This is a genomic window from Providencia sp. wls1922 (genome assembly GCF_009706505.1).
GTDB classification, from domain to species: domain Bacteria; phylum Pseudomonadota; class Gammaproteobacteria; order Enterobacterales; family Enterobacteriaceae; genus Providencia; species Providencia lanzhouensis.
The window spans coordinates 1-22,624 of the sequence record NZ_WLUG01000104.1 but is presented as its reverse complement, the minus strand read 5'-3'; the positions used below and the strand labels follow the sequence as shown (position 1 = coordinate 22,624).

The window sequence follows — 22,624 nt, the reverse complement described above, 5'->3', positions numbered from 1 at the left end:
AAAGACACTAATTGATTTCACAAAGACACTAAGTGGGGTAGACCATGTTAAATTTTAAATATTTCAAATCAGATTCATCGACATTCATTATTCAATCCATTAATGGTGCAGTACGTAAGCAAGGTAAAGGGTTAAGTTTTTGGTATAACGCGGATAAAACGTCCATTGCGGCATTACCTTTGAACGCCCAAGAAGCGCCATTTATTTTTAATCTACAGACAGCGGATTTCCAAAGCTTGCGTATTCAAGGGCAAATTTCGTTTCAAGTGAAATACCCAGAAAAAACAGCGGATGTCTTGAATTTTAACCTTGCCCAAGATGGTAAATCTTATGCGTCAGAAGACCCGTTAAAGCTGAGTGATAGGGTGGTTCGTAGTGCCCAAACTGTCATCCAAGCAAAAACGCAAAGTACCGATTTGCGAGATGCATTACTCATGGGGCAACCATTGGTGCTGTTGGTTTCTCAGCAACTGTCTGAGCATCCTGCACTTGAATCGTTAGGCATAGAAATTTTGGATGTGGCAATTTCTGCTATTACACCGTCTCCTGAAACGCTCAAAGCGCTGGAAGCTCAAGCACGGGAATCAATTTTGAAAGAGGCTGACGATGCGATTTATGCGAGACGCAAATTCTCTGTTGAGCAGGAGAGAACTATAAAAGAGGCGGAATTAGAAACGGATTTATCAGTACAAGCCAAGCAGCAGCAAATTGAAGAAGCTCGGTTGGATAATGAACGTACATTGCTGCGTGAGCGTGCTGAAATTGAACAAGAAGAGTTAATAGCTCAGGTTAATTTGGAAGCTAAGCGTAATGAGCTGGTGGCGCTAAGTGTTGAAAACCAACGTACTCAATCAGAAGCGGATGCTTATGCCATCGAAGCTAAAATGAAAGCGTATAGCCAATTGCCAGTGGAGAATTTGAAGGCGATGGCATTGGCGAAAATGAACCCAGAGCAATTGATGGCGATGGCATTTGAATCCTTGGCTCAAAACGCAGGCAAAATTGGTGAAATTAATTTCTCACCAGATTTATTTGGTCAGCTAATGAAAAAAGGGGCTAAACAATGAGTCAGTATGATGATGTTCGCTTTGTGTTAGTGATGCGTAAAACTCGTATGCAGGAATTAATTGAGCGTTTCAATACCTGGTCGCAAGCAAAATTTTACCTTGAACATAATGATGTTGAAGTGAGTGATTACCTACTTGAACATGATGTGTATCAGCGGCAGTTAATCCAAGCTGAGTCGATTCTTAAAACGATGGGACGCTTTCAATTACTGGAAAGAAAACTGTTACCGAGCTACCAGTTTTCAGCGCGAGATATCGTGGTGGTCATAGGGCAAGATGGTTTAGTGGCAAATACCCTTAAATATCTTAATGGGCAGCCGGTGATTGCTATAAATCCGGAACCGACGCGTTGGGATGGTAAATTGCTGCCCTTTGAAATTGGGCAGCTATCGGATGTGGTGACGCGTACACTAACTGGAAAGGTAAATCAAAAATCCGTTACTTTTGCGCAAGCTACAACCAATGATGGGCAAACGCTATTAGCCGTTAACGACCTATTTATAGGTCCTAAAAGCCATACATCTGCACGCTATCGGGTGAAATGGCAAGGGCAGCAAGAATTCCAATCATCATCAGGAATTATTGTCTCCACAGGGTTAGGATCAACGGGATGGTTTCAATCTATTATTGCAGGGGCTCAGGCGATAGCAGGGACTCACTCTCATCCATTATCACAGGGATTTGGTTGGGATGAAAAACGGTTACAGTTCAGCGTAAGGGAACCTTTTCGCAGCCGAACGACGGGAACGGAATTAGTGTTTGGCACCATTGAGCAAACCACGCCATTACAATTAGAGTCTTTAATGCCTGAAAATGGCGTAATTTTCTCCGATGGTATTGAAGATGATTATTTGAATTTTAATGCAGGCTGTATTGCCTCAATTGGGATAGCAGAAACGCAGGGGTTATTAATTGGTTAGGTTAAAAAATCCCCGAATCATCAATCGAGATGTCGGGGATTATTAATCGGTTTAAAGCGTCAATTAGTGACGTTTTTGACGACGGTTAAGGGTAAATCCAACAATACCGAATATGGCGACCATACCCCACATCGGCCAGTTACTCCAACGAGCATAAGGGGTTAATCCCGTTGTTGGTGTGACTTTTTCAGCCAGTACCGCATCTTGGAACTGTGGCAGAATACCTTGAATGGAACCATCCGCACTGATGACCGCCGTTACGCCATTGTTGGTGGCGCGTAATAGCGGGCGACCAAGTTCTAATGAGCGCATTCTTGCCATCTGGAAATGCTGCCAAGGACCAATCGATTCACCAAACCAAGCATCATTTGAAATTGTCAGTAAGTAGTCACTGTCAGGTTTGAAGTTATCTCTAACTTGAGTACCCAGAATAATTTCATAGCAAATGGTTGCTGTTAGATGAATATTACCAATTGCTAATTGAGCCTGTTGATAATCTCCACGGCTAAAGCCCGACATTGGTAAATTAAAGAATGGCGCAAGCGGGCGAAGTAAATCTTCCAACGGGACGAACTCACCAAATGGGACTAAGTGATGCTTGTTATAACGATTCTTAGTCGGGTAGAGATAGGGTTTTCTATCGCCCAGTACAATAATAGAGTTATAGAATACCGAATCACCATTGACCGGTTTTGCATCGACAGTTCCGGTAATTAACCGCGTTTTGGTTTCATTTAGCAACGTGTCCAGCGCTTTAAGCCACGGCTGATTTTCCAGTTCCACCACAGGAATAGCTGACTCAGGCCAAATAATCATATCGGCTTTGCCAATATAAGGGCTGGAAAGCTTGATATAGCGATCTTTGGTTTGCTGCAAAAAGCCTGCTTCCCATTTCATTGATTGAGGGATATTGCCCTGCACCAATGCCACTTCCATGGTTTTATCATTCAGAGGAGTGAACCACTGGACGTTTTTGGCTAACAGAGGAACCAGCAACAGCGCTGCCGCACATGCTAGAGGGATAAGATTGCGACGAATGACTGTTAGGACGAGCAAGCCGCTGATGCTAAATAGCAGCAGGGTTATCATCTCAACGCCAAAAATTGGCGCTAATGATTTCATCGGCCCATCAATTTGGCTATAACCAAATTGCAGCCATGGGAAGCCAGTCAGTACCCAACCGCGCAGAAACTCAGTCACTTGCCACAGTGCGGGCGCCATCAAGACTAAGCGCCAAATATTGGCGTTGGGGGTGAGTTTATTGAGCAGTAGACCAAATAGACCGGGGTACAGAGACAGATAAGCAGCCAGCAAGATAACGATAAATATGTTAACGGCATCCGGCATCCCACCAAAATCGGCGATACTGACATACACCCAGTTGACGCCGCTGCCAAATAAGCCAAATCCCCATGCGAACGCGATAGCAAAAGCTTGCTTGGCGGTTCTGTGTAGGGTTAATAGCTGGAGAAAGAAAATAGAAAGGAGAGCGGCGGGCCAGAAGTCAAAAGGCGAAAAAGCCAGTGTACCACTGGCTCCGAATAGTAAAGCCAGCAGCAGGCGTAGCCACTGGCTTTGATAAGTAGAGGATAAGTTCATTAACTCTGTTCTTCATCCAAAGTAGGCACTGGGGCATCGTCAGGAATTTTTACTTGAAGCAGTATAATTCGACGGCTATCCGCCATGGAAACTTTAAACTGGTAGTTATCGATGGTAATGGTTTCACCACGGGATGGTAAGTGACCAAAGGCTTGCATCACTAAGCCCCCAACGGTATCTACCTCATCATCACTAAAATGCGTCCCAAAGGCGTCATTAAAGTCTTCGATTTGAGTCAAGGCGCGAACAGAGTATGAATGGCGGCTCAGCTGGCGGATATCCACATCATCTTGGTCGTCATACTCGTCTTCAATCTCACCGACGATCAGCTCTAAAATATCTTCAATAGTCACTAAACCAGAGACACCGCCGAACTCATCAATAACGATGGCCATATGGTAACGCTGGGAACGGAATTCTTTGAGTAAGCGGTCTACTCGTTTACTTTCAGGAACAACAACGGCCTGACGTAACACTTTATCAATACTGAATGGTTCTGCGTCGGTACGCATAAATGGCAGTAAATCTTTTGCCATTAATAGCCCTTCAATATGATCTTTATCTTCGCTGATAACAGGGAAGCGAGAGTGGGCAGAATCGATGATGACATCGAGGCACTCATCAAGGCTTTGGTTACGTTTTAAGGTAACAATTTGAGAGCGAGGGATCATGATGTCACGTACCCGCTGATCGGCAATATCCATGACGCCTTCCAGCATTTCACGGGTATCCGGGTCAATTAAATCGTTTTGTTCAGAATCACGAATTAATTCGACCAAATCATCACGGTTTTTAGGTTCACCATGGAAAAGTTGATTTAACAATGCAAAAAAACCTTTCTTAGGCCCAGGGGTGTCACTACTCGAAGAGTTATCGTCGCTCATGGCGTTTAATTTATTATTCCTCAGTTAATTAGAAAAATCGCTAACCCATAGAGTTAGGTATGAATTGTTTAGCTTAAAACATTTTGTTTAGCGAAACAATTTATGGGTTAGCGTCGAAGCATATTCTTTACGTTAACAGACATCGTTTTACGTCTAAAAATGCTTGTTAACGTTAAAAATTATAGTGAGCTCACTCTTTTTCCGCAAGATACGGATCGGCATAACCCATTTCTGCGAGGATCTCGGTTTCTAATCCTTCCATTTCTTCAGCTTCATCATCTTCAATATGATCATAACCGAGTAAATGCAGGCAACCGTGAACTACCATGTGTGCCCAATGCTCTTCTTCACTTTTTTGCTGCTCGACGGCTTCTTGCTCCACCACTTGGCGGCAAATAATTAAATCCCCTAACAGCGGAAGTTCCACTTCTGGTGGCGCTTCGAATGGAAATGACAGCACGTTAGTCGGCTTATCTTTTCCACGATAAGTTAGATTTAATTCATGGCTTTCGGCTTCATCAACAATACGAATAGTGACTTCACTTTCAGCTTGAAACTTGGGTAATACCGCATTGACCCAGCGCTGGAACATCGCTTCAGAGGGTAAACCGTCGGTATTTTCGCTCGCTATTTGTAAATCGAGAATAACATCGCTCATTTAGTGATTTTCCTGCTTTTCAAGCTCACGTTGTTGCTCTTTTTCTTCTTTCAATTGCTGGCGACGTTTGCTGTCTTGCTCTTCCCATGCTTCATAAGCCATGACAACTTTCGCCACGACAGGGTGACGCACCACGTCTTCGCTATGGAAGAAGTTAAAGCTTAAATCATCCACGTTCGACAACACTTCGATGGCGTGTCTTAAACCGGATTTGCTGCCTCTTGGTAAGTCGACCTGAGTGATATCCCCAGTGACAACAGCTTTAGAGTTAAAACCAATACGGGTTAAAAACATTTTCATCTGTTCGATGGTGGTGTTTTGGCTCTCATCTAAAATGATAAACGCATCGTTCAGTGTGCGACCGCGCATGTAAGCCAGCGGAGCCACTTCAATCACATTACGCTCAATCAGTTTTTCAACTTTTTCAAAACCAAGCATTTCAAACAGCGCGTCGTACAGAGGGCGTAAATAAGGATCTACTTTCTGGCTTAAATCACCCGGCAAGAAACCCAGTTTTTCGCCTGCTTCAACCGCAGGGCGGGTGAGCAGAATTCGGCGTACTTCTTGACGTTCTAATGCATCGACGGCTGCTGCAACAGCAAGGTAAGTTTTACCAGTTCCCGCAGGACCAATTCCAAATGTAATATCGTGATCTAAGATATTGGCAATGTATTGCGCCTGATTTGGGGTACGAGGTTTGATCACGCCGCGCTTGGTCTTGATATTCACGGCTTTACCATAGTCAGGCACGCTTTCTGCGGATTGCTCAAGCACTCGGCTATCGACAATCGCAAGGTGAATATTTTCAGGATCAATGTCAGGGATCACACCGCGGATTGGCGCGGTATCAACGTACAACTGGCGTAAAATCTTACTGGCCGCTTGGATATTAAGCGCTTTACCCGATAGTTTAAAACGATTGTCTCGGCGATTGATTTCAATGCCAAGACGACGCTCTAATTGCTTAATATTGTCGTCAAATGGCCCGCAAAGGCTCATTAAACGCTGATTATCTGCGGGCTCTAAAAAAATCTCTTGTGTTGCGATTTGCAAAGGTTTGTTATCGGTCACTGAGTATCCTATCTTTAGGGTTGGAAGTTACCAACGCCAAGTTCATCTTCTTTACGGGTACGGGCAATCACGGATTCTGGGGATTCATGAACACGTAGATCCATTTGATCTTCGGTACGAATCACTTTACCGCGTAAAGAGTTGGTATAAACATCGACGATTTCGACATCAACAAATTTACCGATCATGTCCGGAGTGCCTTCAAAATTCACTACGCGGTTATTTTCGGTACGACCTGAAAGCTCCATCACATTTTTACGTGAGGTGCCTTCCACTAAAATACGTTGTACTGTTCCTAGCATGGCACGGCTGAAGCTCATTGCTTGCTGATTAATGCGCTGTTGCAGCAGATACAGACGTTGTTTTTTCTCGTCTTCGCTAACATCATCCGGTAAATCAGCGGCTGGCGTACCCGGACGAGCGGAGTAGACGAAGCTGTAGCTCATATCAAAATTCACATCAGCAATCAGCTTCATGGTTTTTTCGAAATCATCGGTGGTTTCGCCAGGGAAGCCAACAATAAAGTCGGAGCTGATCAGAATGCCTGGGCGAGCTTCGCGTAATTTACGAATAATCGCTTTATATTCCAATGCGGTATGCGCACGTTTCATCATGGTGAGTACGCGGTCAGAGCCACTTTGTACTGGTAAGTGTAAGAAACTCACGAGCTCAGGTGTGTCGCGATACACTTCGATGATGTCATCGGTGAATTCGATTGGGTGGCTGGTGGTGAAGTGGACGCGGTCAATACCATCGATAGAGGCCACTAAACGTAATAATTCTGCGAATGAACAGATTTCACCGTCGAACGTCTCACCACGGTAGGCGTTAACGTTTTGACCCAGCAAGTTAACTTCACGCACGCCTTGCGCCGCTAACTGTGCAATCTCAAACAGGATATCGTCACAAGGGCGGCTAACTTCTTCGCCGCGAGTGTACGGCACAACGCAGAACGTACAGTATTTGTTGCAGCCTTCCATGATAGAAACGAACGCGGTTGGGCCTTCAGCACGTGGCTCAGGTAAGCGGTCGAATTTTTCAATTTCAGGGAAGCTGATATCAATAATTGGGCTACGATTACCTTGAATTTGGTTAATCATTTCTGGTAAACGGTGCAGAGTTTGCGGGCCGAAAACGATATCAACGCAAGGTGCACGCTGGCGAATAAAATCACCTTCTTGTGATGCGACACAGCCACCGACACCAATGATGATGTCAGGATTTTTGTCTTTGAAGAATTTCCAACGACCAAGCTGGTGGAACACCTTTTCTTGGGCTTTTTCGCGGATCGAACAAGTGTTTAATAACAACAGATCTGCTTCTTCAGCAATTTCAGTCAGTTGATAGCCGTGGGTGCTTTCCAGTAAAGAGACCATTTTAGATGAATCGTATTCGTTCATCTGGCAGCCCCAAGTTTTCATATATAACTTTTTATTTGTTGACATGTCGTGTATCCGGTGTTTTCGAGGTCTAAAATAGGGACTTCGAAACGCGTTGTAAATCCAAAGTCCTACCCTATGATGATGGGGAATTCACCGCATTTTGATTAAGAACAGCGTTCTGTATTGGATTAAATGCAAAAATCACCCAGTAATAACATGCTAAAATAATATCATCACCAAATACTTAAGGGCAGGCTATTTGCCTATTGTTTTAAAGATTGACGAGTATTGTATTCATTTGAGGCATCAGTGACCAGAGCCCGAGCGTAGATATTGCCTGCGGGGGTAAGAATTTTTCGGTATACTAAATAAATCAAACAGTTAATAGTAGCTATCATGATGAATAAACTAACTGAATTTTATGATGTTGTTGTGGTTGGTGCGGGAATGACCGGCGCTGCAGCAGCATTAGGCTTCGCCCAAGAAGGGATGAAAGTGGCTTTACTTGAGAAAGCCCAGCCGACCGAGTTTGACGCGAGCAGTACGCCAGATGTGCGTATCTCTGCCATCAGCAGTGCCTCGATTGAATTATTAAAGCAATTAGGGGCATGGAAACATGTAGAAGCGATGCGCAGCGCGCCTTATCGTGAATTAGAAACCTGGGAAGAGCCGGGCAGCAATGTGATTTTTGATGCTAAAAGTTTAGGCTTACCAGAGCTTGGCTTTATGGTGGAAAACCGTGTTTTACAGTTGGCATTGTGGCGAGAGTGCGAACAGTACAGCAACCTAGAGTTAGTTTGCCCAGCCACGTTGGTGAATTTACATCAACCTCATGGGCAAAAACACTGGATGGTTGAGCTGGAAGATGGGCGCATTCTAGAAACTAAACTGGTGGTTGGCGCAGATGGTGCTAATTCTCAAGTGCGTAAAATGGCGGGTATTGGAAGCCGTGGCTGGCAATATCGCCAATCTTGTATGCTGATCACTATCCAAACGGATGCGCCGCAGCAAGACCGTACATGGCAACAGTTTTTCCCATCAGGCCCAAGGGCATTTTTACCGCTGTATGATAACTGGGCGTCCCTCGTGTGGTATGACAGCCCCGCCAAAATTCGCCGTTTGCAAAGCATGTCTATGGAGCAGCTCACAGGTGCTATCTCGGAAGCGTTCCCTGAGCGGCTTGGTGCAGTAAAAGCCATCGCATCGGGCGCCTTTCCTTTAACACGTCACCATGCAAGCCGCTATGTGATGGATGGCTTGGTGCTGATTGGTGATGCGGCGCATACTATCAATCCGTTAGCGGGTCAGGGGGTGAACCTCGGTTATCGCGATGTAGATGTGTTATTGAAGGTCATTTACCAAGCGCGTGAGTGTATTGAGACATGGGAGTCTTTGGATGTGCTTAAGCGCTATCAGCGCCGCCGTTTACCCGATAATCTTGTGATGCAGGCGGGGATGGATATTTTCTATATGGCCTTTAGCGAAAATTTACCGGGCTTGAAAATGCTAAGAAACTTTGGCTTGATGACCGCGCAACGTGCGGGCGAGGCGAAAAAATTAGCGCTAAAATATGCGCTGGGGCTGTAATCTACTGAACCTATTTATTGTTATTTGTTACCCAGATAAATTTCTGGGTAACTTCCTCATGATGACTCTTCTGTATTTGCATCTTGCTCTTGCATATTTAATAGCGGGATCCCGTATTTTTCCCCCCACTCTTGCAGAGCATTAATCACTGTACTTAAAGATTCACCCGCGGGGGTCATTGAGTACTCGACTTTAGGCGGTACTTCAGGATAGACATGTCGAGTAATTAGCCCATCGCTTTCGAGTTCTCGTAATTGCTTGGTCAGCATACGCGGCGTAATGAAAACTAGTTTCCTTTTTATTTCATTAAATCGCAGTGTTTTTCCCTGTAAATGATACAGGATCACGCCTTTCCCTTTTCCGCCCATTAGCTCTAATGAGGCTTCAACAGGGCATCCATCGTAGGTGTAGTTTGTATAACGTCTTTTTTTGATAGTATCCATTTGTATAGTATGTGCCATTAATGTGCGTACTTGTCTGTTTGTACTTTTAACATTAGGATGTTCAAAACTCAAGACAGTTTATTTAACTTAGAGGATCCAATGAACTTAATTAATGTTTTAAATACCCGTTATGCAACGAAAAGTTTTGACCCAAATAAAACGATTTCTGATGAAACGCTGAGTGAGATAAAAGCGTTACTTCAATTAAGTCCTTCGAGTGTCAATGTGCAACCTTGGCATTTCTTGATGGTAAGTAGCCCTGAAGCAAAACAAAAAATTATCAATGCGACGGCAGGTGGATACTCATTCAATGAGGAAAAAATTCGCAATGCATCCCATGTGGTAGTGATGTGCGCAAAAACAGAGTTGCCTGAGGATTATTTACTGCATCTTTTAGAGCTCGAAGATGAAGAAGGGCGATATCAGAAAAGCGAGTTTAAAGAGCAAAATCATATGGCTCGTTCATTTTTTGTGAATTTACATAAGAATGAATTGAAGGATTTACCGCATTGGATAGAAAAACAAGTTTACTTGAATATGGGGGCATTATTATTGGGCGCAGCGGTGTTAGGGGTTGATGCGTTGCCAATGGAAGGTCTCGATTTTTCAATTCTTAATGACGAATTCGATTTAAATGAGAAAGGGCTAAGTGCGGTGACGGTAGTTGCGCTGGGTTATAAAACTGAAGACGATTTTAATTCTGCCTTACCGAAAGTGCGTCTTCCATTGAATGAAGTCGTGACTGAACTTTAATTTGTTAGATAAAAAATAAGCCGCGATTGCGGCTTATTTTCGTTATGGCAGTAATAAATTATTTATTATTTGCGATATCGACAGAATTCGTTGGTTGTACTACATCTTCTTCGGTGATGATTGAATCTAAAGATTCACCTTTGGATGAGAATGCATGCGCCAGTTTTTCGGTATCTAACTCTTTTTCCCAACGCGCAACCACGATACATGCACAAGCGTTACCGACTAAGTTGGTCAGCGCACGGCACTCAGACATAAAGCGGTCGATACCCAGAATCAATGCCATACCTGCAACTGGAATGCTTGGTACTACCATCAGTGTTGCCGCTAAGGTAATGAAACCTGCACCCGTTACACCCGCCGCACCTTTAGAGCTGATCATCGCAACTAACAGCAGGGAAATTTGCTGCCAGAGCGTCAGTTCAATATTGGTCGCTTGAGCAATAAACAGCGCCGCCATCGTCATGTAGATATTGGTGCCATCGAGGTTAAATGAATAACCGGTAGGGATCACTAAGCCCACGACGGATTTTTCGCAACCAGCGTGCTCCATTTTTCTCATTAAGCTTGGTAATGCCGCTTCAGAGGAAGAGGTACCCAGCACTAACCATAATTCATCTTTGATGTATTTGATAAGCTCAATAATCGAGAAGCCGTTATATTTAGCCACTGCACCCAGTACGACCAGAACAAACAGCAGGGAGGTGATGTAGAACGTCATAATCAGCATCATTAAGTTGCCGATAGACGAAATACCGTATTTACCAATGGTAAATGCCATCGCACCAAATGCGCCGATAGGTGCTAGTTTCATCAACATCGCAACCATCTTGAACACTGGCTCAGAGAAGTTTTGCAGCAGTTTAACGATAGGCTCACCGTGTTTACCAGTTGCTGCCAGTGCTAAACCAAAAATTACCGAAATAAACAGGACTTGCAGAATGTTTCCGTTCACCAATGGGCTAATAACGGTGTCTGGAATAATATTCATGAAGAAGCCAACGATGGTAGATTCGTGTGCTTTTTCAACATAGCCCGCGACTTTGGCATTATCTAAGGTTGCAGGGTCAATATTCAGTCCAGAGCCTGGCTGAATGACGTTAGCGACGATTAAACCAATAATCAGTGCGATAGTTGAGAATGTGATGAAGTACAGCATTGCTTTACCTGCAACGCTACCAACGGCTCTCATGTTGGTCATGCCTGAAATACCGGTCACAACCGTTAAGAAAATGACTGGGGCAATAATCATTTTCACGATTTTAATAAACGCATCACCCAACGGTTTTAATGACTCTCCGATGTCTGGGAAAAAATGCCCAAGGGCAATACCAAGAGTGATGGCGACGATGACCTGCACATATAAAATTTTATATAGTGGTTGTTTTATTATGTTTCGCATAAGTTTTCTCTGTAAAAATATTGTGTTATAGCAATTATAATTATTGGTTTTTTTACAACTGAGTTGAGATGGATTGGAAAGTTGGACTGATAATTTAAGACGAAAGGGGGCTTACGTATTACTAATCTAATCTAACTACAATTCGCCGCAAGATTACCACTTTATTTGGTTATGTGAAAATGACTGACATCACACTTCCGACACAAAGGTTGCGTAAAGGTAAATGGGATGTGTTAAATGTTTTTTAAAAGGTTAAAAGAAAATTTAAAGGCAGAATGATAGTTTTAAAAAGCATTAAATAAATAACGCATTAAGTTTATTTACTTAAATTTTTAAATTGTTTTGAGAGTATTTTTTGATGATGGATACAAGAAAGGATGGCTGGGGTACCAGGATTCGAACCTGGGGATGCCAGGATCAAAACCTGGTGCCTTACCGCTTGGCGATACCCCAACAAAAAAGAAATGGTAGCTACGACGGGATTCGAACCTGTGACCCCAACATTATGAGTGTTGTGCTCTAACCAACTGAGCTACATAGCCATTGTATTTTCTTTACTGTGTGATTTTACTACTTGGTAGGATAATAGATGGCTGGGGTACCAGGATTCGAACCTGGGGATGCCAGGATCAAAACCTGGTGCCTTACCGCTTGGCGATACCCCATCCGAGAATATCTATTATTTATTTTCACTACGAAAATAATTGCCTTTAAGATGGCTGGGGTACCAGGATTCGAACCTGGGAATGCCAGGATCAAAACCTGGTGCCTTACCGCTTGGCGATACCCCAATCTTAAATTCAATTTGTACCGAGAAGGAAAATGGTGCGGGAGACAAGACTTGAACTTGCACACCTTGCGGCGCCAGAACCTAAATCTGGTGCGTCTACCAATTTCGCCACTCCCGCAAAGAAATGGTGGCTATGACGGGATTCGAACCTGTGACCCCAACATTATGAGTGTTGTGCTCTAACCAGCTGAGCTACATAGCCATCTTTTTTTGCTTAACCTTCATCGGCGTTGCGGGGCGCATTATGCTAATTACAGGCAAGACAGTCAACAGCTTTTTGCACTATTTTTTAGAAAATGCGTCTGTTTGTTTGATGAATAATCATTTTGTCGATAAAGCCAGCAAAAAACAACCCCGAATTTGAAAAAATGTGATTTGTTATTATTAAGATGGTTAAAAATTACACTGGAATTTATTGCGCTATTTTGCTGTTTATCGATAAGAAAGAGCACAAAGCTAACTTTCTAATAATCTTTGGAGCAATTCCCCATTTAACATGGCGCGTTTTGTCAGCGCAAATGCACCAATTGCTGAATTATGAACCAGTTGTGAGGTAACAATCGGTAAGTTTTCACGGAAACCTTTTAATGCTTGGGTATCAATGCAGCTTTGAATGGCGGGTAATAGAACCTGCTCAGCTTCAGTAATGTCTCCGGCGATCACCACTTTTTCAGGATTAAACAAGTTAATAGTGATAGCGATGGCTTTACCAATTTGGCGTCCGACGTGTTGGATAACCTCGGTTGCCAGTGGGTCACCTTTATTGGCGGCTTGGCAAATATGGGTAATTGAACTGGTTTCAGGGGTTAATTGGCTCGCATAGCCCTGTTCTAAGCGCTGTTTCACGCGAGCTTCAATGGCTTGGTTGGAGGCGATGGTTTCTAAACATCCAAAATTACCGCAATGGCACAGGTCGCCTAGTGGGTCTACTTGGATGTGCCCAATCTCCCCAAGATTACCTCGATGATTAAGAAGGATCTCTTTATTAACGACTAAACCGGCTCCAGCGCCTCTATGAATGCGTACAAGAAGCGAGTCCTCACAATCTTGGGTAGCACCGAAATAACTCTCAGCGAGAGCTAGGCTGCGAATATCGTGCCCAACATAACAGGTGAGATTGAAATGCTGCTGTAGGTTATCAATCAGCTTCCAGTTATCCACTTTAATGTGTGGCATGTAGTGGACAATACCCGAATGCGGATTGACAAGTCCTGGCAATATCACCGAAATAGCAATCAGCTCACGGATGCGTCGCTGGTGCAGCGAGATAAAATCTTCAAGTGCCGCAATCAGTTTCTCTTCGACGATTTGCTGGGTGGGTTCTGTAATAGGGTAGTGACCGTCTGCCAGCATTTTGCCGCTAAGATCATACAGGGCGATTGTGGCATCGTAACGCCCCAAGCGTACGCCGATGGTGTGGAAATGTTTGTATTCGGAGACGATAGAGATAGCGCGACGGCCTCCGGTGGAGGCCTGCTGGTCTACTTCTTTGATTAAACCACGTTCGAGTAATTGGCGGGTGATCTTAGTGACACTCGCTGGCGCAAGCTGGCTCTGTTCCGCTATCTGAATTCTAGATATTGGTCCTTGTTGATCAATCAGGCTGTAAACGACAGCACTGTTGAGTTGTTTTACGAGATCAATATTACCAATTTGCTTTAGCGAGTGGCTTTGATTCATCAGCTAGTTACTCATTTTTATAGACTTCCTCTCCGTTTACATAAGTTGAAAGGACTTGGAAGTCTTGGTTAAAGGCAGTCAAGTTAGCCGTTTTGCCGGCTTCGATGGAACCTAATGTTGCCTCTACCCCAATGGCTCTTGCTGGGTAAAGGGTGGCCATTCTTAATGTTTCATCAAGAGGAATGCCAACATGTTCAACACTGTTTTTCACCGCATTAATCATGGTCAGGGAAGAGCCGCTCAGTGTGCCATTTTCATCGACACATAATCCATTGCGGTAGTATATGGTTTTACCTGCGAAGATAAAATGATCCATTTCACCTGTTTGGGGATCAATTCCCGCTGGTGCTGTCGCATCGGTGACTAAAACCAGCTTATCCCCTTTGAGTTGTTTACTATTGCGAATATTGGCCCATTGAACATGTAAACCATCCGCGATAATGCCTGCATAGACTTCAGGGGTATCGTAAATTGCGCCAACCAGACCAGGGCCACGACCAGAAATATATGGCATGGCGTTGAATAGGTGGGTTGATGCGCGAATACCTGAGCGGAAGCCTTGACGCGCTTCTTCATAGGTTGCATTGGAGTGACCTGCTGAAACCACAATGCCAGCTTCGGTGAGCTGGTGGATAAAGTGTTGCTCAACGACTTCAGGGGCGAGCGTGATCATACTAATTGCGTCAGCATGTGCTGCTAAGTAATCCATCATTTCAATTGATGGCTTACGGATAAATTCTGGGTTATGAGTCCCTTTTTTAATCAAATTAATGTAAGGGCCTTCAATATGTAAACCAAGCGCTTGGTTCTTATTCTGTTTCAGATATTCAGTCATGACATCAACGCCATGCTTCATCAGTTCATCTGAACAGGTAATGAGAGTTGGCAGAAAGCTAGTACACCCCGCACGCTCATTGGCTTTTTGCATGATTTCGAGGTTTTTCAATGTGACATTTTCTTCGTTGTCATTGAATTGCACGCCGCCACAGCCATTCACTTGGAGATCGATAAAGCCAGCCGATAGAATGGCACCTTTCAAATCTCTACGTTCGATATCGTGAGCGAGTTCGGATTCTGGGCACACCGCTTTGATGATTTCGCCATCAATAATGACTGCGTGGTTATCCAGTCTTTCGTGACCTGTAAAAATAATGCAATTAGTTAATGCGTACATAGCGTAAAACTCCTGACCGCGAGTAAAATGGGTCACCGACCCGCATCAGTATGGCGGGTCGGGTGTTCGATACTCTATCTATTTTAGTTACTTTTAGAGGTTCTAAAATAGAGTTGAGTATAAATTAATCAAATTGCTCGATATTCGAACATTCTAATTGTTTGAAATATTTGAGCGTTTTGACTTTCAATTCTAATGTTGCTGGCTCATCACAGACAATCAATGCTTTAGGATGTAGCTGCACACAGCTGATTGTCCATAAGTGGTTAACAGAACCTTCTACCGCAGCGTGAACGGCATCAGCTTTGTTTGCACCCGTCGCTAATACCATCAGTTCTTTCGCATCTAATAAAGTAGCAACACCCACAGTTAATGCATATTTAGGAACTTGATTGATATCATTATCAAAGAAACGGGAGTTAGCCTGGCGAGTTTCTGGCGTCAGCGTTTTGATACGAGTTCTCGAACTTAAAGAAGAACCTGGCTCATTAAACGCGATATGACCATCATTACCTACCCCACCCATAAACAGGTTGATTTGACCGTAGGATTTGATTTTGTCTTCATAGCGTTGACATTCAGCGTCGACATTAGGTGCGTTACCATTGAGTAAATTGATGTTTTCAGCTTGGATATCAATATGATTAAAAAAGTTTTGGTGCATAAACGTGTGGTAACTTTGTGGATGATCTTTTGGAATACCAATGTATTCATCCATATTAAATGTCACGACATGCTTAAAGCTGACTTTACCTGCTTTATATAAGGCAATTAATTCTTTGTAGGTGGCAAGCGGTGTTCCGCCAGTCGGTAAGCCTAGAACGAAAGGGCGTTCAGCTGTCGGATTAAATGCGTTGATTTTATCAGCGATGTACTGTGCGGACCATACGCCAACATCATGAGCATTATTTAATGGGATAAGCCTCATGTACTTTTACCTCTAGTGTTTCTTTAAATTTATACTTGTAGGACCCCAAATCTCAATTGTGTTGAACATTTTCAACATTTTCTTATGACTGAGGTACTTGGAGTATATACAGCAAATCATATAAAAAACTTATTTTTAATCATAAAATAAGTTTTCGAGAATAGCTACTAATTTAGTCAATATTAGGTTTCTTTCGTTGACATTTATCACAGTTTCCAGCTATTTATTTTGTATCGCGAAAAAATTCATCTATTCTATGAATTGCTATAATTAAGCGACTTCGGATATATTTCCGATGCGTGAAAATAAGATCCTGAAATGGGACAAAAATAGAGCGATACAAAGGGGGAGTTTGTGAATATTCTTAGCTACTTACAGCGGATTGGTAGGGCGCTTATGGTGCCTGTCGCCGTATTACCAGCCGCCGCAATCCTTATGGGGATTGGTTATTGGATTGACCCAGATGGTTGGGGCGCCAATAGCGCAATCGCTGCGTTACTGATCAAATCCGGTGCAGCCATCATCGACAACATGTCCGTGTTGTTTGCGATTGGTGTTGCGTACGGAATGTCTAAAGATAAAGATGGTGCAGCTGCATTAACCGGTTTTGTCGGCTTCTTAGTGGTGACAACACTGTGTTCGCCTGCGTCCTACTCAATGATTATGAGTGTGCCAGTGGAATCCGTCCCTGCTGCATTCAATAAAATCAATAACCAGTTCGTGGGTATCCTTGTTGGGGTTCTCTCTGCTGAACTTTACAACCGCTACAGTGGCGTTGAGCTACCAAAAGCGTTGTCATTCTTCAGTGGTCGTCGCCTCGTCCCGATTTTAACCTCATTCCTGATGATCATCCTGGCATTCATTCTGATGTATGTTTGGCCGGTGGTGTATAACGGATTAGTGGCGTTCGGTGAAAGCATCAAAGACTTAGGTTCTGTTGGCGCGGGTATCTACGCTTTCTTTAACCGTCTATTAATTCCTGTTGGCTTACACCACGCACTGAACTCTGTATTCTGGTTCGATGTGGCGGGTATCAACGATATTCCTAACTTCTTAGGTGGCGCGAAGTCTATCGAAGCAGGTCTGGCAACAGTTGGGATTACGGGTCGCTACCAAGCGGGCTTCTTCCCTATCATGATGTTCGGTCTGCCAGGTGCGGCTCTGGCTATCTATCACTGTGCACGTCCAGAAAATAAAGCCAAAGTGGCTGGTATCATGATTGCAGGTGCGTTTGCTGCATTCTTTACTGGTATTACTGAACCGCTTGAATTCTCATTTATGTTCGTTGCGCCAGTACTGTATGTGATCCACGCATTATTGACCGGTATTTCTGTCTATATCGCGGCAACAATGGAATGGATTTCAGGCTTCGGCTTCAGTGCGGGGCTGGTGGATATGTTCTTACAGACACGTAACCCACTCGCAACTCACTGGTATATGCTGATTGTTCAAGGCTTAGTCTTCTTCTGCATCTACTACGTGATTTTCCGATTCATGATCCGCAAATTCAACCTGTTAACGCCAGGTCGTGAAGTCAGCGCGGGTGATGAAACTGTTGATGGCTATGACGAAAACGTCAGCGATGCTCACAGCGATGAAAGCGAAATTCAAAAAGAAGCTCGTCAGTATATTGCAGCAGTAGGTGGTAGCGACAACATCGTTAACATCGACGCGTGTATCACGCGTTTACGTTTAGGCGTAAAAGATTCAGCGGTAGTCAACGACCCACTTGCTAAACGTATTGGTGCATCTGGCGTGATCCGCCTGAACAAGCAAAACGTGCAAGTGATTGTGGGAACTCGTGCTGAATTAATCGCTAAAGCGATGACAGAAGTGATGGCAAAAGGCCCTATTGCGGCATCTGCGCCAGCTGCGGCTCCAGAAAAAAGCCAGCAAACGACACCAGAAAAAGTAAAAGGTAACGCGGTACTATCGTTAATCGCACCAGTTAGTGGTGAAGTTTACTCACTGGATCAGGTTCCGGATGAAGCGTTCTCTAGCCGCATCGTCGGTGATGGTATTGCTATCAAACCAACCAGCAGTGAAGTGGTGGCGCCAGCCGCAGGGACAATTGTGAAAATTTTCCCAACTAACCATGCGTTCTGCCTCGAAACCGCGAATGGCGTTGAACTGATTGTGCATATGGGGATTGATACCGTTGCATTAAATGGTGAAGGCTGTGAGCGTTTAGTTGAAGAGGGTGCTGAAGTTGAAGCGGGCACACCGATTCTGAAACTCGACCTGCCATTCCTTGAAGCGAATGCAAAATCAATGATTAGCCCTGTTATCATCAGTAATATTGATGACTTCGCTGGCGTTGAAATTTTAGCGAAAGGTCAGGTTATTGCAGGTGAAACCGTTATTTATCACGTATTAAAATAATCTACGTATAGATAGAAAATAGCGAGCAGTACCTAGAAAATGCCAGCTTAATCAGCTGGCATTTTTTATCTAAATTATTCCGTAATTAATATCCAAAGCATTAATTCCTCAAGTATTAACTTTCGATGTATTAATTCCTATATTAATCAATCATGTATTCGGTATAACCGAATTTAATTTTTTGGCACTTATTACTATTTTATTTCTCTTATGGCTTATTTTCTTTGAGGTAAATTTCCCTTGTTGGCGAAGCGAAAAATCATTTAAGGAAATCGGTTGGTTAAAGGAAGCTGTTTTTAAAGGAATAAATAAGATGATGTCAAAAATAACGCTCGTGAGTGAAGCTAGCGAATATGTGTTTCAAAAAATGAACCATTTTTTTCAATGTTCAGGGAATCCGATTCGCATTCGTAGAATGAACAAAGAGAATTTAAAGTATTGCAATATCAGCTCGTTAGCAATGGAAGAGCCTTTAGATTGGCTTGAGTATCAAGAAATTGTTATGACCAAAGAGAGCTTTAGTTTTTGTTTTAAACTTATTAGCCGTAACCGAATTTTAGTCCGAATACCCGATAAAGCAGCGGGAGGTTGTGTCTGTAGCTATGACCCTCATTGCCGTCGAGCGACAATCGAAATACTGCAAAATTTTGAGAAAAACAATAAAGCATTAGATGGAAAAATGATGGTTTACTCATTGCTGAGTATTTTATTTTTTCTCATCAAGGTCGGGGGAGAGGGGGTCTATATTAATAACCCGGCTAACGAAGATCTTCTTGACTATTATATTGATGAATTGGGTTTTCAGGACGTCTTTAAAGATGGCAGCCTACTGTATAGCTCCAAGCAGCAACTGTTTAATCTCTTTGATGCGTTAAGGGAGCAGTGGAAACCCAAAGCAGGTCGAAACATAACAGACATACCTAATGAGAGTGAAGAGCGACTTGCGGATGAATTTATGCGTTTGATTATCAGTGTCGCTCAAGCGATTAAGCAGATGCCTAAGGCGCCGAAAGGGGAATCCGTTGGGAAATTTGCCGATGAATTTGATGTATGGCGAAAAAACTAATTGATTGAATTCACAGAGACTTGTAACTCAAAGGTTATATTTGTTAATTAATTTGGCGAAATCTCAAAGCGAGTTGTCAAATCTGCATAAGCACATGACGGTTCTCAAGGATAAGATAAAAACTCAACCATCTTTGAGGATCATCCTGTGGATTTACTACTTTGTTTATTTGGTTTTATTTCGGGGATCACAACAGCGCTATTCGGTTTTGGGGGCGGCTTTATTACGGTACCCCTGTTATATGCCTTAATTACCCTTGTTTGGGGACCCCGCCATGATGCCAGCGAAGTTGCGATGCAAATCGCCGTCGCCACATCTACATTTGTGATGATTTTCTCATCAAGCTTATCGAGCCGAGCACACTACCTGAAAGGGAATTTCAACTGGCAAATTATTAAACCTTTTATGCTGCCTATTTCAATTGGCGGCATTTTAGGTGCGCTCATCGCGCTATCGGTAGACAGTGAATGGATCCGCTGGATATTTATTGGTTATCTCATTATCACTATTCTCGATTGCTTTATTCGCCCCGGATTTATACAAACCCAATCAGAAGGTAATACGTTAATAAGAGGCAAATGCATTGAGGACACGCTCATCGGTACAGTGATCGGTACCGTCGCGGCATTTTTAGGCGTAGGGGGTAGTGTGATGACGGTACCTTTGATGCGTCGCCGTGGAGCGAGCATGTTGCAAGCGGCGGCATTTGCTAACCCGCTGACGTTACCGATGGCAATCACGGGCTCTTTGATTTACTTCTATTTTGCTATGGAAAAGCACCTTGAATTAGGCTCTGGTTTCTTAGGGATGATTTATATTAAAGGCGCCTTAATTTTGATTGCTACCTCGTGGCTAGGTATTCGGTTTGCTTCGTTTTTGATGCCCTACTTGAGTGATAAACGCCATGCTCAAAGCTATCCCATTTTACTGATGGTAGTTCTTGGGGTCATGCTATTCGTATAAATAGCCTATTTTTTGATAAAAATCCCCCTTTGCCATTGCTTTTGCCGACTAACCTTAATCAAACGGTTGTTTCTGGACGTATTATGGTAGAATATATTCGGTTACTATACGAATTTAGCGCGCTTTTGGCACTGAGGAACGATGACAATGAATGAGGCAGATGCTCGCCCAACTAACTTTATCCGTCAGATCATAGATGAAGATCTGGCGACTGGGAAACACACATCAGTACATACCCGTTTTCCACCTGAACCGAATGGCTACTTACACATTGGCCATGCGAAATCAATTTGCTTGAACTTTGGTATCGCGAAGGATTATCAAGGCCAGTGTAACTTACGCTTTGATGATACTAACCCGGTCAAAGAAGATGTTGAGTATGTGAACTCCATTCAAAATGACGTTCAATGGTTAGGTTTCCAGTGGAGCGGCAACATTCGCTACTCATCTGATTATTTTGATATTTTATATCAATACGCGATTGAGCTTATCAAAAAAGGCCTTGCCTACGTTGATGAATTAAGTGCGGATGAAATTCGTGAATACCGTGGCACATTAAAAGAGCCGGGTAAAAACAGCCCTTATCGTGAGCGCCTGATTGAAGACAACTTAGCGTTATTTGAAAAAATGCGCGAGGGTGGCTTCGAAGAAGGTAAAGCGTGTCTGCGTGCGAAAATCGACATGGCATCGCCATTTATGGTTATGCGTGACCCAGTGTTATACCGCATTAAATTTGCGGAACATCACCAATCCGGTAACAAGTGGTGCATCTACCCGATGTACGACTTCACTCACTGTATTTCTGATGCGCTGGAAGGCATTACTCACTCACTGTGTACATTAGAATTCCAAGACAACCGCCGCCTGTATGACTGGGTACTGGACAACATCACGATTGACTGCCACCCGCGTCAGTACGAGTTCTCTCGTCTGAACCTCGAATACACGGTGATGTCAAAACGTAAACTGAACCAATTAGTGACTGAAAAACACGTTGCTGGTTGGGATGACCCACGCATGCTGACCATCTCTGGTTTACGTCGTCGTGGTTATACTGCGGCATCCATTCGTGAATTCTGCCGTCGTATCGGTGTCACAAAACAAGATAACAACGTCGAAATGGCGGCATTAGAATCTTGCATTCGTGATGACTTGAATGACTCAGCACCACGCGCAATGGCGGTTATCGATCCAGTTCGCTTAGTGATTGAAAATATGCCAGCAGGCGAAGAAATTCTGAAGGCACCAAATCATCCGAACAACCCAGAAATGGGAATGCGTGAAGTGCCATTTAGTAATGAGCTGTATATTGACCGTGCAGACTTCCGCGAAGAAGCTAACCGCCAATATAAGCGTTTGGTATTAGGTAAAGAAGTGCGTCTACGTAATGCTTACATCATCAAAGCAGAGCGCGTAGAAAAAGATGCAGAAGGCAATATTACCACTATCTTCTGTACTTACGATGCAGGCACATTAAACAAAGATCCAGCTGACGGTCGTAAAGTCAAAGGTGTTATCCACTGGGTAAGTGCAGCACATGCACTGCCAGCGGAGATTCGTCTGTATGACCGCCTGTTTACTGTACCAAACCCAGCAGCCGAAGATGATTTCTTATCAGTGCTGAACCCAGAATCTCTGGTTATTCGCCAAGGTTTTGTTGAACCAAGCCTGCGCGATGCACCAGCAGAAAAAGCGTACCAGTTTGAGCGTGAAGGTTACTTCTGCGCAGATAACAAACTGAGCAGTGCGGATAAGCTGGTGTTTAACCGTACGGTTGGGTTGCGTGATACGTGGGCTAAGATTGAGTCTAACTAAATCCTCGTCATACTTCGCGCTGTAGCGGCGTTGGCTGCATTCGCTAACCCTAGTCACATA

18 protein-coding genes and 6 tRNA genes are annotated in these 22,624 nt (G+C 43.6%); 8 read left to right on the top strand and 16 right to left on the bottom strand.

Annotated features, from left to right (window positions below):
* Positions 1–44: 44 nt before the first annotated feature.
* Both GKR71_RS14565 and GKR71_RS14560 read left to right on the top strand, forming a co-directional pair.
* Positions 45–1,067: an SPFH domain-containing protein gene (locus GKR71_RS14565; RefSeq protein ID WP_036947650.1), complete on the top strand. Its 1,023-nt coding sequence runs from the start codon at positions 45–47 to the stop codon at positions 1,065–1,067.
* The gene (locus GKR71_RS14560) at positions 1,064–1,987 is read left to right on the top strand and encodes a sugar kinase (protein WP_036947647.1); all 924 of its coding nucleotides are present in this window, start codon (positions 1,064–1,066) and stop codon (positions 1,985–1,987) included. Before GKR71_RS14565 ends, GKR71_RS14560 begins: the two co-directional genes overlap by 4 nt.
* A 63-nt stretch (positions 1,988–2,050) precedes the next feature.
* Here the strand turns inward: GKR71_RS14560 and lnt are convergent, their stop codons facing one another.
* The 5 genes from lnt to miaB form a co-directional block, all read right to left on the bottom strand.
* Positions 2,051–3,586, bottom strand: a complete 1,536-nt coding sequence (lnt, locus tag GKR71_RS14555) for an apolipoprotein N-acyltransferase (protein WP_154600176.1) — start codon at positions 3,584–3,586, stop codon at positions 2,051–2,053.
* Positions 3,586–4,470, bottom strand: a complete 885-nt coding sequence (gene corC, locus GKR71_RS14550; RefSeq protein ID WP_154600177.1) for a CNNM family magnesium/cobalt transport protein CorC — start codon at positions 4,468–4,470, stop codon at positions 3,586–3,588. The genes lnt and corC overlap by 1 nt, the downstream gene beginning before the upstream one ends.
* A 190-nt stretch (positions 4,471–4,660) precedes the next feature.
* On the bottom strand, positions 4,661–5,128 hold the full coding sequence (ybeY, locus tag GKR71_RS14545; protein ID WP_036947642.1) for an rRNA maturation RNase YbeY: 468 nt from the start codon (positions 5,126–5,128) through the stop codon (positions 4,661–4,663).
* The gene (locus GKR71_RS14540) at positions 5,129–6,127 is read right to left on the bottom strand and encodes a PhoH family protein (RefSeq protein WP_225577265.1); all 999 of its coding nucleotides are present in this window, start codon (positions 6,125–6,127) and stop codon (positions 5,129–5,131) included.
* 86 nt (positions 6,128–6,213) lie between these two features.
* Positions 6,214–7,644 carry a tRNA (N6-isopentenyl adenosine(37)-C2)-methylthiotransferase MiaB gene (gene miaB, locus GKR71_RS14535; RefSeq protein WP_154634482.1) on the bottom strand — a complete coding sequence of 477 codons (1,431 nt, stop codon included), beginning with the start codon at positions 7,642–7,644 and terminating at the stop codon, positions 6,214–6,216.
* A 336-nt stretch (positions 7,645–7,980) separates the two neighbouring features.
* On the opposite strand from miaB, the gene ubiF reads away from it, so the two are divergent.
* Positions 7,981–9,168 carry a 3-demethoxyubiquinol 3-hydroxylase gene (gene ubiF / locus GKR71_RS14530; RefSeq protein ID WP_036947739.1) on the top strand — a complete coding sequence of 396 codons (1,188 nt, stop codon included), beginning with the start codon at positions 7,981–7,983 and terminating at the stop codon, positions 9,166–9,168.
* Between the two features lie 56 nt (positions 9,169–9,224).
* Here ubiF and GKR71_RS14525 read toward each other — a convergent pair whose 3' ends face one another.
* Positions 9,225–9,611 (bottom strand): winged helix-turn-helix transcriptional regulator, encoded by a 387-nt coding sequence (locus GKR71_RS14525; protein WP_195848399.1) that lies wholly within the window; start codon positions 9,609–9,611, stop codon positions 9,225–9,227.
* Between the two features lie 99 nt (positions 9,612–9,710).
* Between GKR71_RS14525 and nfsB the strand changes: the two genes are divergently transcribed.
* A complete protein-coding gene (nfsB, locus tag GKR71_RS14520) occupies positions 9,711–10,364 on the top strand; it encodes an oxygen-insensitive NAD(P)H nitroreductase (protein WP_036947735.1) in 654 nt (217 codons plus the stop codon).
* A gap of 58 nt (positions 10,365–10,422) precedes the next feature.
* Here the strand turns inward: nfsB and GKR71_RS14515 are convergent, their stop codons facing one another.
* The 10 genes from GKR71_RS14515 to nagB form a co-directional block, all read right to left on the bottom strand.
* Positions 10,423–11,766 carry a dicarboxylate/amino acid:cation symporter gene (locus tag GKR71_RS14515; RefSeq protein ID WP_154600179.1) on the bottom strand — a complete coding sequence of 448 codons (1,344 nt, stop codon included), beginning with the start codon at positions 11,764–11,766 and terminating at the stop codon, positions 10,423–10,425.
* 378 nt (positions 11,767–12,144) lie between these two features.
* Positions 12,145–12,219, bottom strand: a tRNA-Gln gene (locus GKR71_RS14510).
* 12 nt (positions 12,220–12,231) lie between these two features.
* A tRNA-Met gene (locus tag GKR71_RS14505) sits at positions 12,232–12,308 on the bottom strand.
* A 48-nt stretch (positions 12,309–12,356) separates the two neighbouring features.
* Positions 12,357–12,431: transfer RNA gene (locus GKR71_RS14500), tRNA-Gln, on the bottom strand.
* A gap of 51 nt (positions 12,432–12,482) precedes the next feature.
* Positions 12,483–12,557 (bottom strand) — tRNA-Gln (locus tag GKR71_RS14495).
* Between the two features lie 32 nt (positions 12,558–12,589).
* Positions 12,590–12,674: transfer RNA gene (locus GKR71_RS14490), tRNA-Leu, on the bottom strand.
* A 7-nt stretch (positions 12,675–12,681) separates the two neighbouring features.
* Positions 12,682–12,758: transfer RNA gene (locus GKR71_RS14485), tRNA-Met, on the bottom strand.
* A gap of 254 nt (positions 12,759–13,012) precedes the next feature.
* A complete protein-coding gene (gene nagC, locus GKR71_RS14480) occupies positions 13,013–14,236 on the bottom strand; it encodes a DNA-binding transcriptional regulator NagC (protein WP_036947633.1) in 1,224 nt (407 codons plus the stop codon).
* A 7-nt stretch (positions 14,237–14,243) separates the two neighbouring features.
* Positions 14,244–15,410, bottom strand: coding sequence for an N-acetylglucosamine-6-phosphate deacetylase (gene nagA, locus GKR71_RS14475; protein ID WP_154634481.1), 1,167 nt, complete (start codon positions 15,408–15,410; stop codon positions 14,244–14,246).
* 124 nt (positions 15,411–15,534) lie between these two features.
* The gene (gene nagB, locus GKR71_RS14470) at positions 15,535–16,338 is read right to left on the bottom strand and encodes a glucosamine-6-phosphate deaminase (protein ID WP_036947626.1); all 804 of its coding nucleotides are present in this window, start codon (positions 16,336–16,338) and stop codon (positions 15,535–15,537) included.
* Positions 16,339–16,692: 354 nt separating this feature from the next.
* Between nagB and nagE the strand changes: the two genes are divergently transcribed.
* From nagE to glnS, 4 genes are all read left to right on the top strand, one after another.
* Complete coding sequence (gene nagE / locus GKR71_RS14465) at positions 16,693–18,720, top strand: N-acetylglucosamine-specific PTS transporter subunit IIBC (protein ID WP_036947622.1); 2,028 nt, start codon at positions 16,693–16,695, stop codon at positions 18,718–18,720.
* Between the two features lie 313 nt (positions 18,721–19,033).
* Complete coding sequence (locus tag GKR71_RS14460; protein ID WP_108479372.1) at positions 19,034–19,786, top strand: hypothetical protein; 753 nt, start codon at positions 19,034–19,036, stop codon at positions 19,784–19,786.
* A 147-nt stretch (positions 19,787–19,933) separates the two neighbouring features.
* On the top strand, positions 19,934–20,749 hold the full coding sequence (locus tag GKR71_RS14455) for a sulfite exporter TauE/SafE family protein (protein ID WP_036947618.1): 816 nt from the start codon (positions 19,934–19,936) through the stop codon (positions 20,747–20,749).
* 147 nt (positions 20,750–20,896) lie between these two features.
* Positions 20,897–22,564: a glutamine--tRNA ligase gene (gene glnS, locus GKR71_RS14450; protein WP_154634480.1), complete on the top strand. Its 1,668-nt coding sequence runs from the start codon at positions 20,897–20,899 to the stop codon at positions 22,562–22,564.
* Positions 22,565–22,624 lie beyond the last annotated feature (60 nt).

Coding starts and splice junctions, on each gene's coding strand:
- GKR71_RS14560 (WP_036947647.1), top strand. CDS start 1,064: ATGAGTCAGTATGATGATGTTCGCTTTGTGTTAGTGATGCGTAAAACT.
- GKR71_RS14525 (WP_195848399.1), bottom strand. CDS start 9,611: ATGGATACTATCAAAAAAAGACGTTATACAAACTACACCTACGATGGA.
- GKR71_RS14565 (WP_036947650.1), top strand. CDS start 45: ATGTTAAATTTTAAATATTTCAAATCAGATTCATCGACATTCATTATT.
- glnS (WP_154634480.1), top strand. CDS start 20,897: ATGAATGAGGCAGATGCTCGCCCAACTAACTTTATCCGTCAGATCATA.
- corC (WP_154600177.1), bottom strand. CDS start 4,470: ATGAGCGACGATAACTCTTCGAGTAGTGACACCCCTGGGCCTAAGAAA.
- nagC (WP_036947633.1), bottom strand. CDS start 14,236: ATGAATCAAAGCCACTCGCTAAAGCAAATTGGTAATATTGATCTCGTA.
- ybeY (WP_036947642.1), bottom strand. CDS start 5,128: ATGAGCGATGTTATTCTCGATTTACAAATAGCGAGCGAAAATACCGAC.
- nfsB (WP_036947735.1), top strand. CDS start 9,711: ATGAACTTAATTAATGTTTTAAATACCCGTTATGCAACGAAAAGTTTT.
- lnt (WP_154600176.1), bottom strand. CDS start 3,586: ATGAACTTATCCTCTACTTATCAAAGCCAGTGGCTACGCCTGCTGCTG.
- GKR71_RS14460 (WP_108479372.1), top strand. CDS start 19,034: ATGATGTCAAAAATAACGCTCGTGAGTGAAGCTAGCGAATATGTGTTT.
- ubiF (WP_036947739.1), top strand. CDS start 7,981: ATGAATAAACTAACTGAATTTTATGATGTTGTTGTGGTTGGTGCGGGA.
- GKR71_RS14515 (WP_154600179.1), bottom strand. CDS start 11,766: ATGCGAAACATAATAAAACAACCACTATATAAAATTTTATATGTGCAG.
- miaB (WP_154634482.1), bottom strand. CDS start 7,644: ATGTCAACAAATAAAAAGTTATATATGAAAACTTGGGGCTGCCAGATG.
- GKR71_RS14540 (WP_225577265.1), bottom strand. CDS start 6,127: ATGAGCCTTTGCGGGCCATTTGACGACAATATTAAGCAATTAGAGCGT.
- nagA (WP_154634481.1), bottom strand. CDS start 15,410: ATGTACGCATTAACTAATTGCATTATTTTTACAGGTCACGAAAGACTG.
- nagB (WP_036947626.1), bottom strand. CDS start 16,338: ATGAGGCTTATCCCATTAAATAATGCTCATGATGTTGGCGTATGGTCC.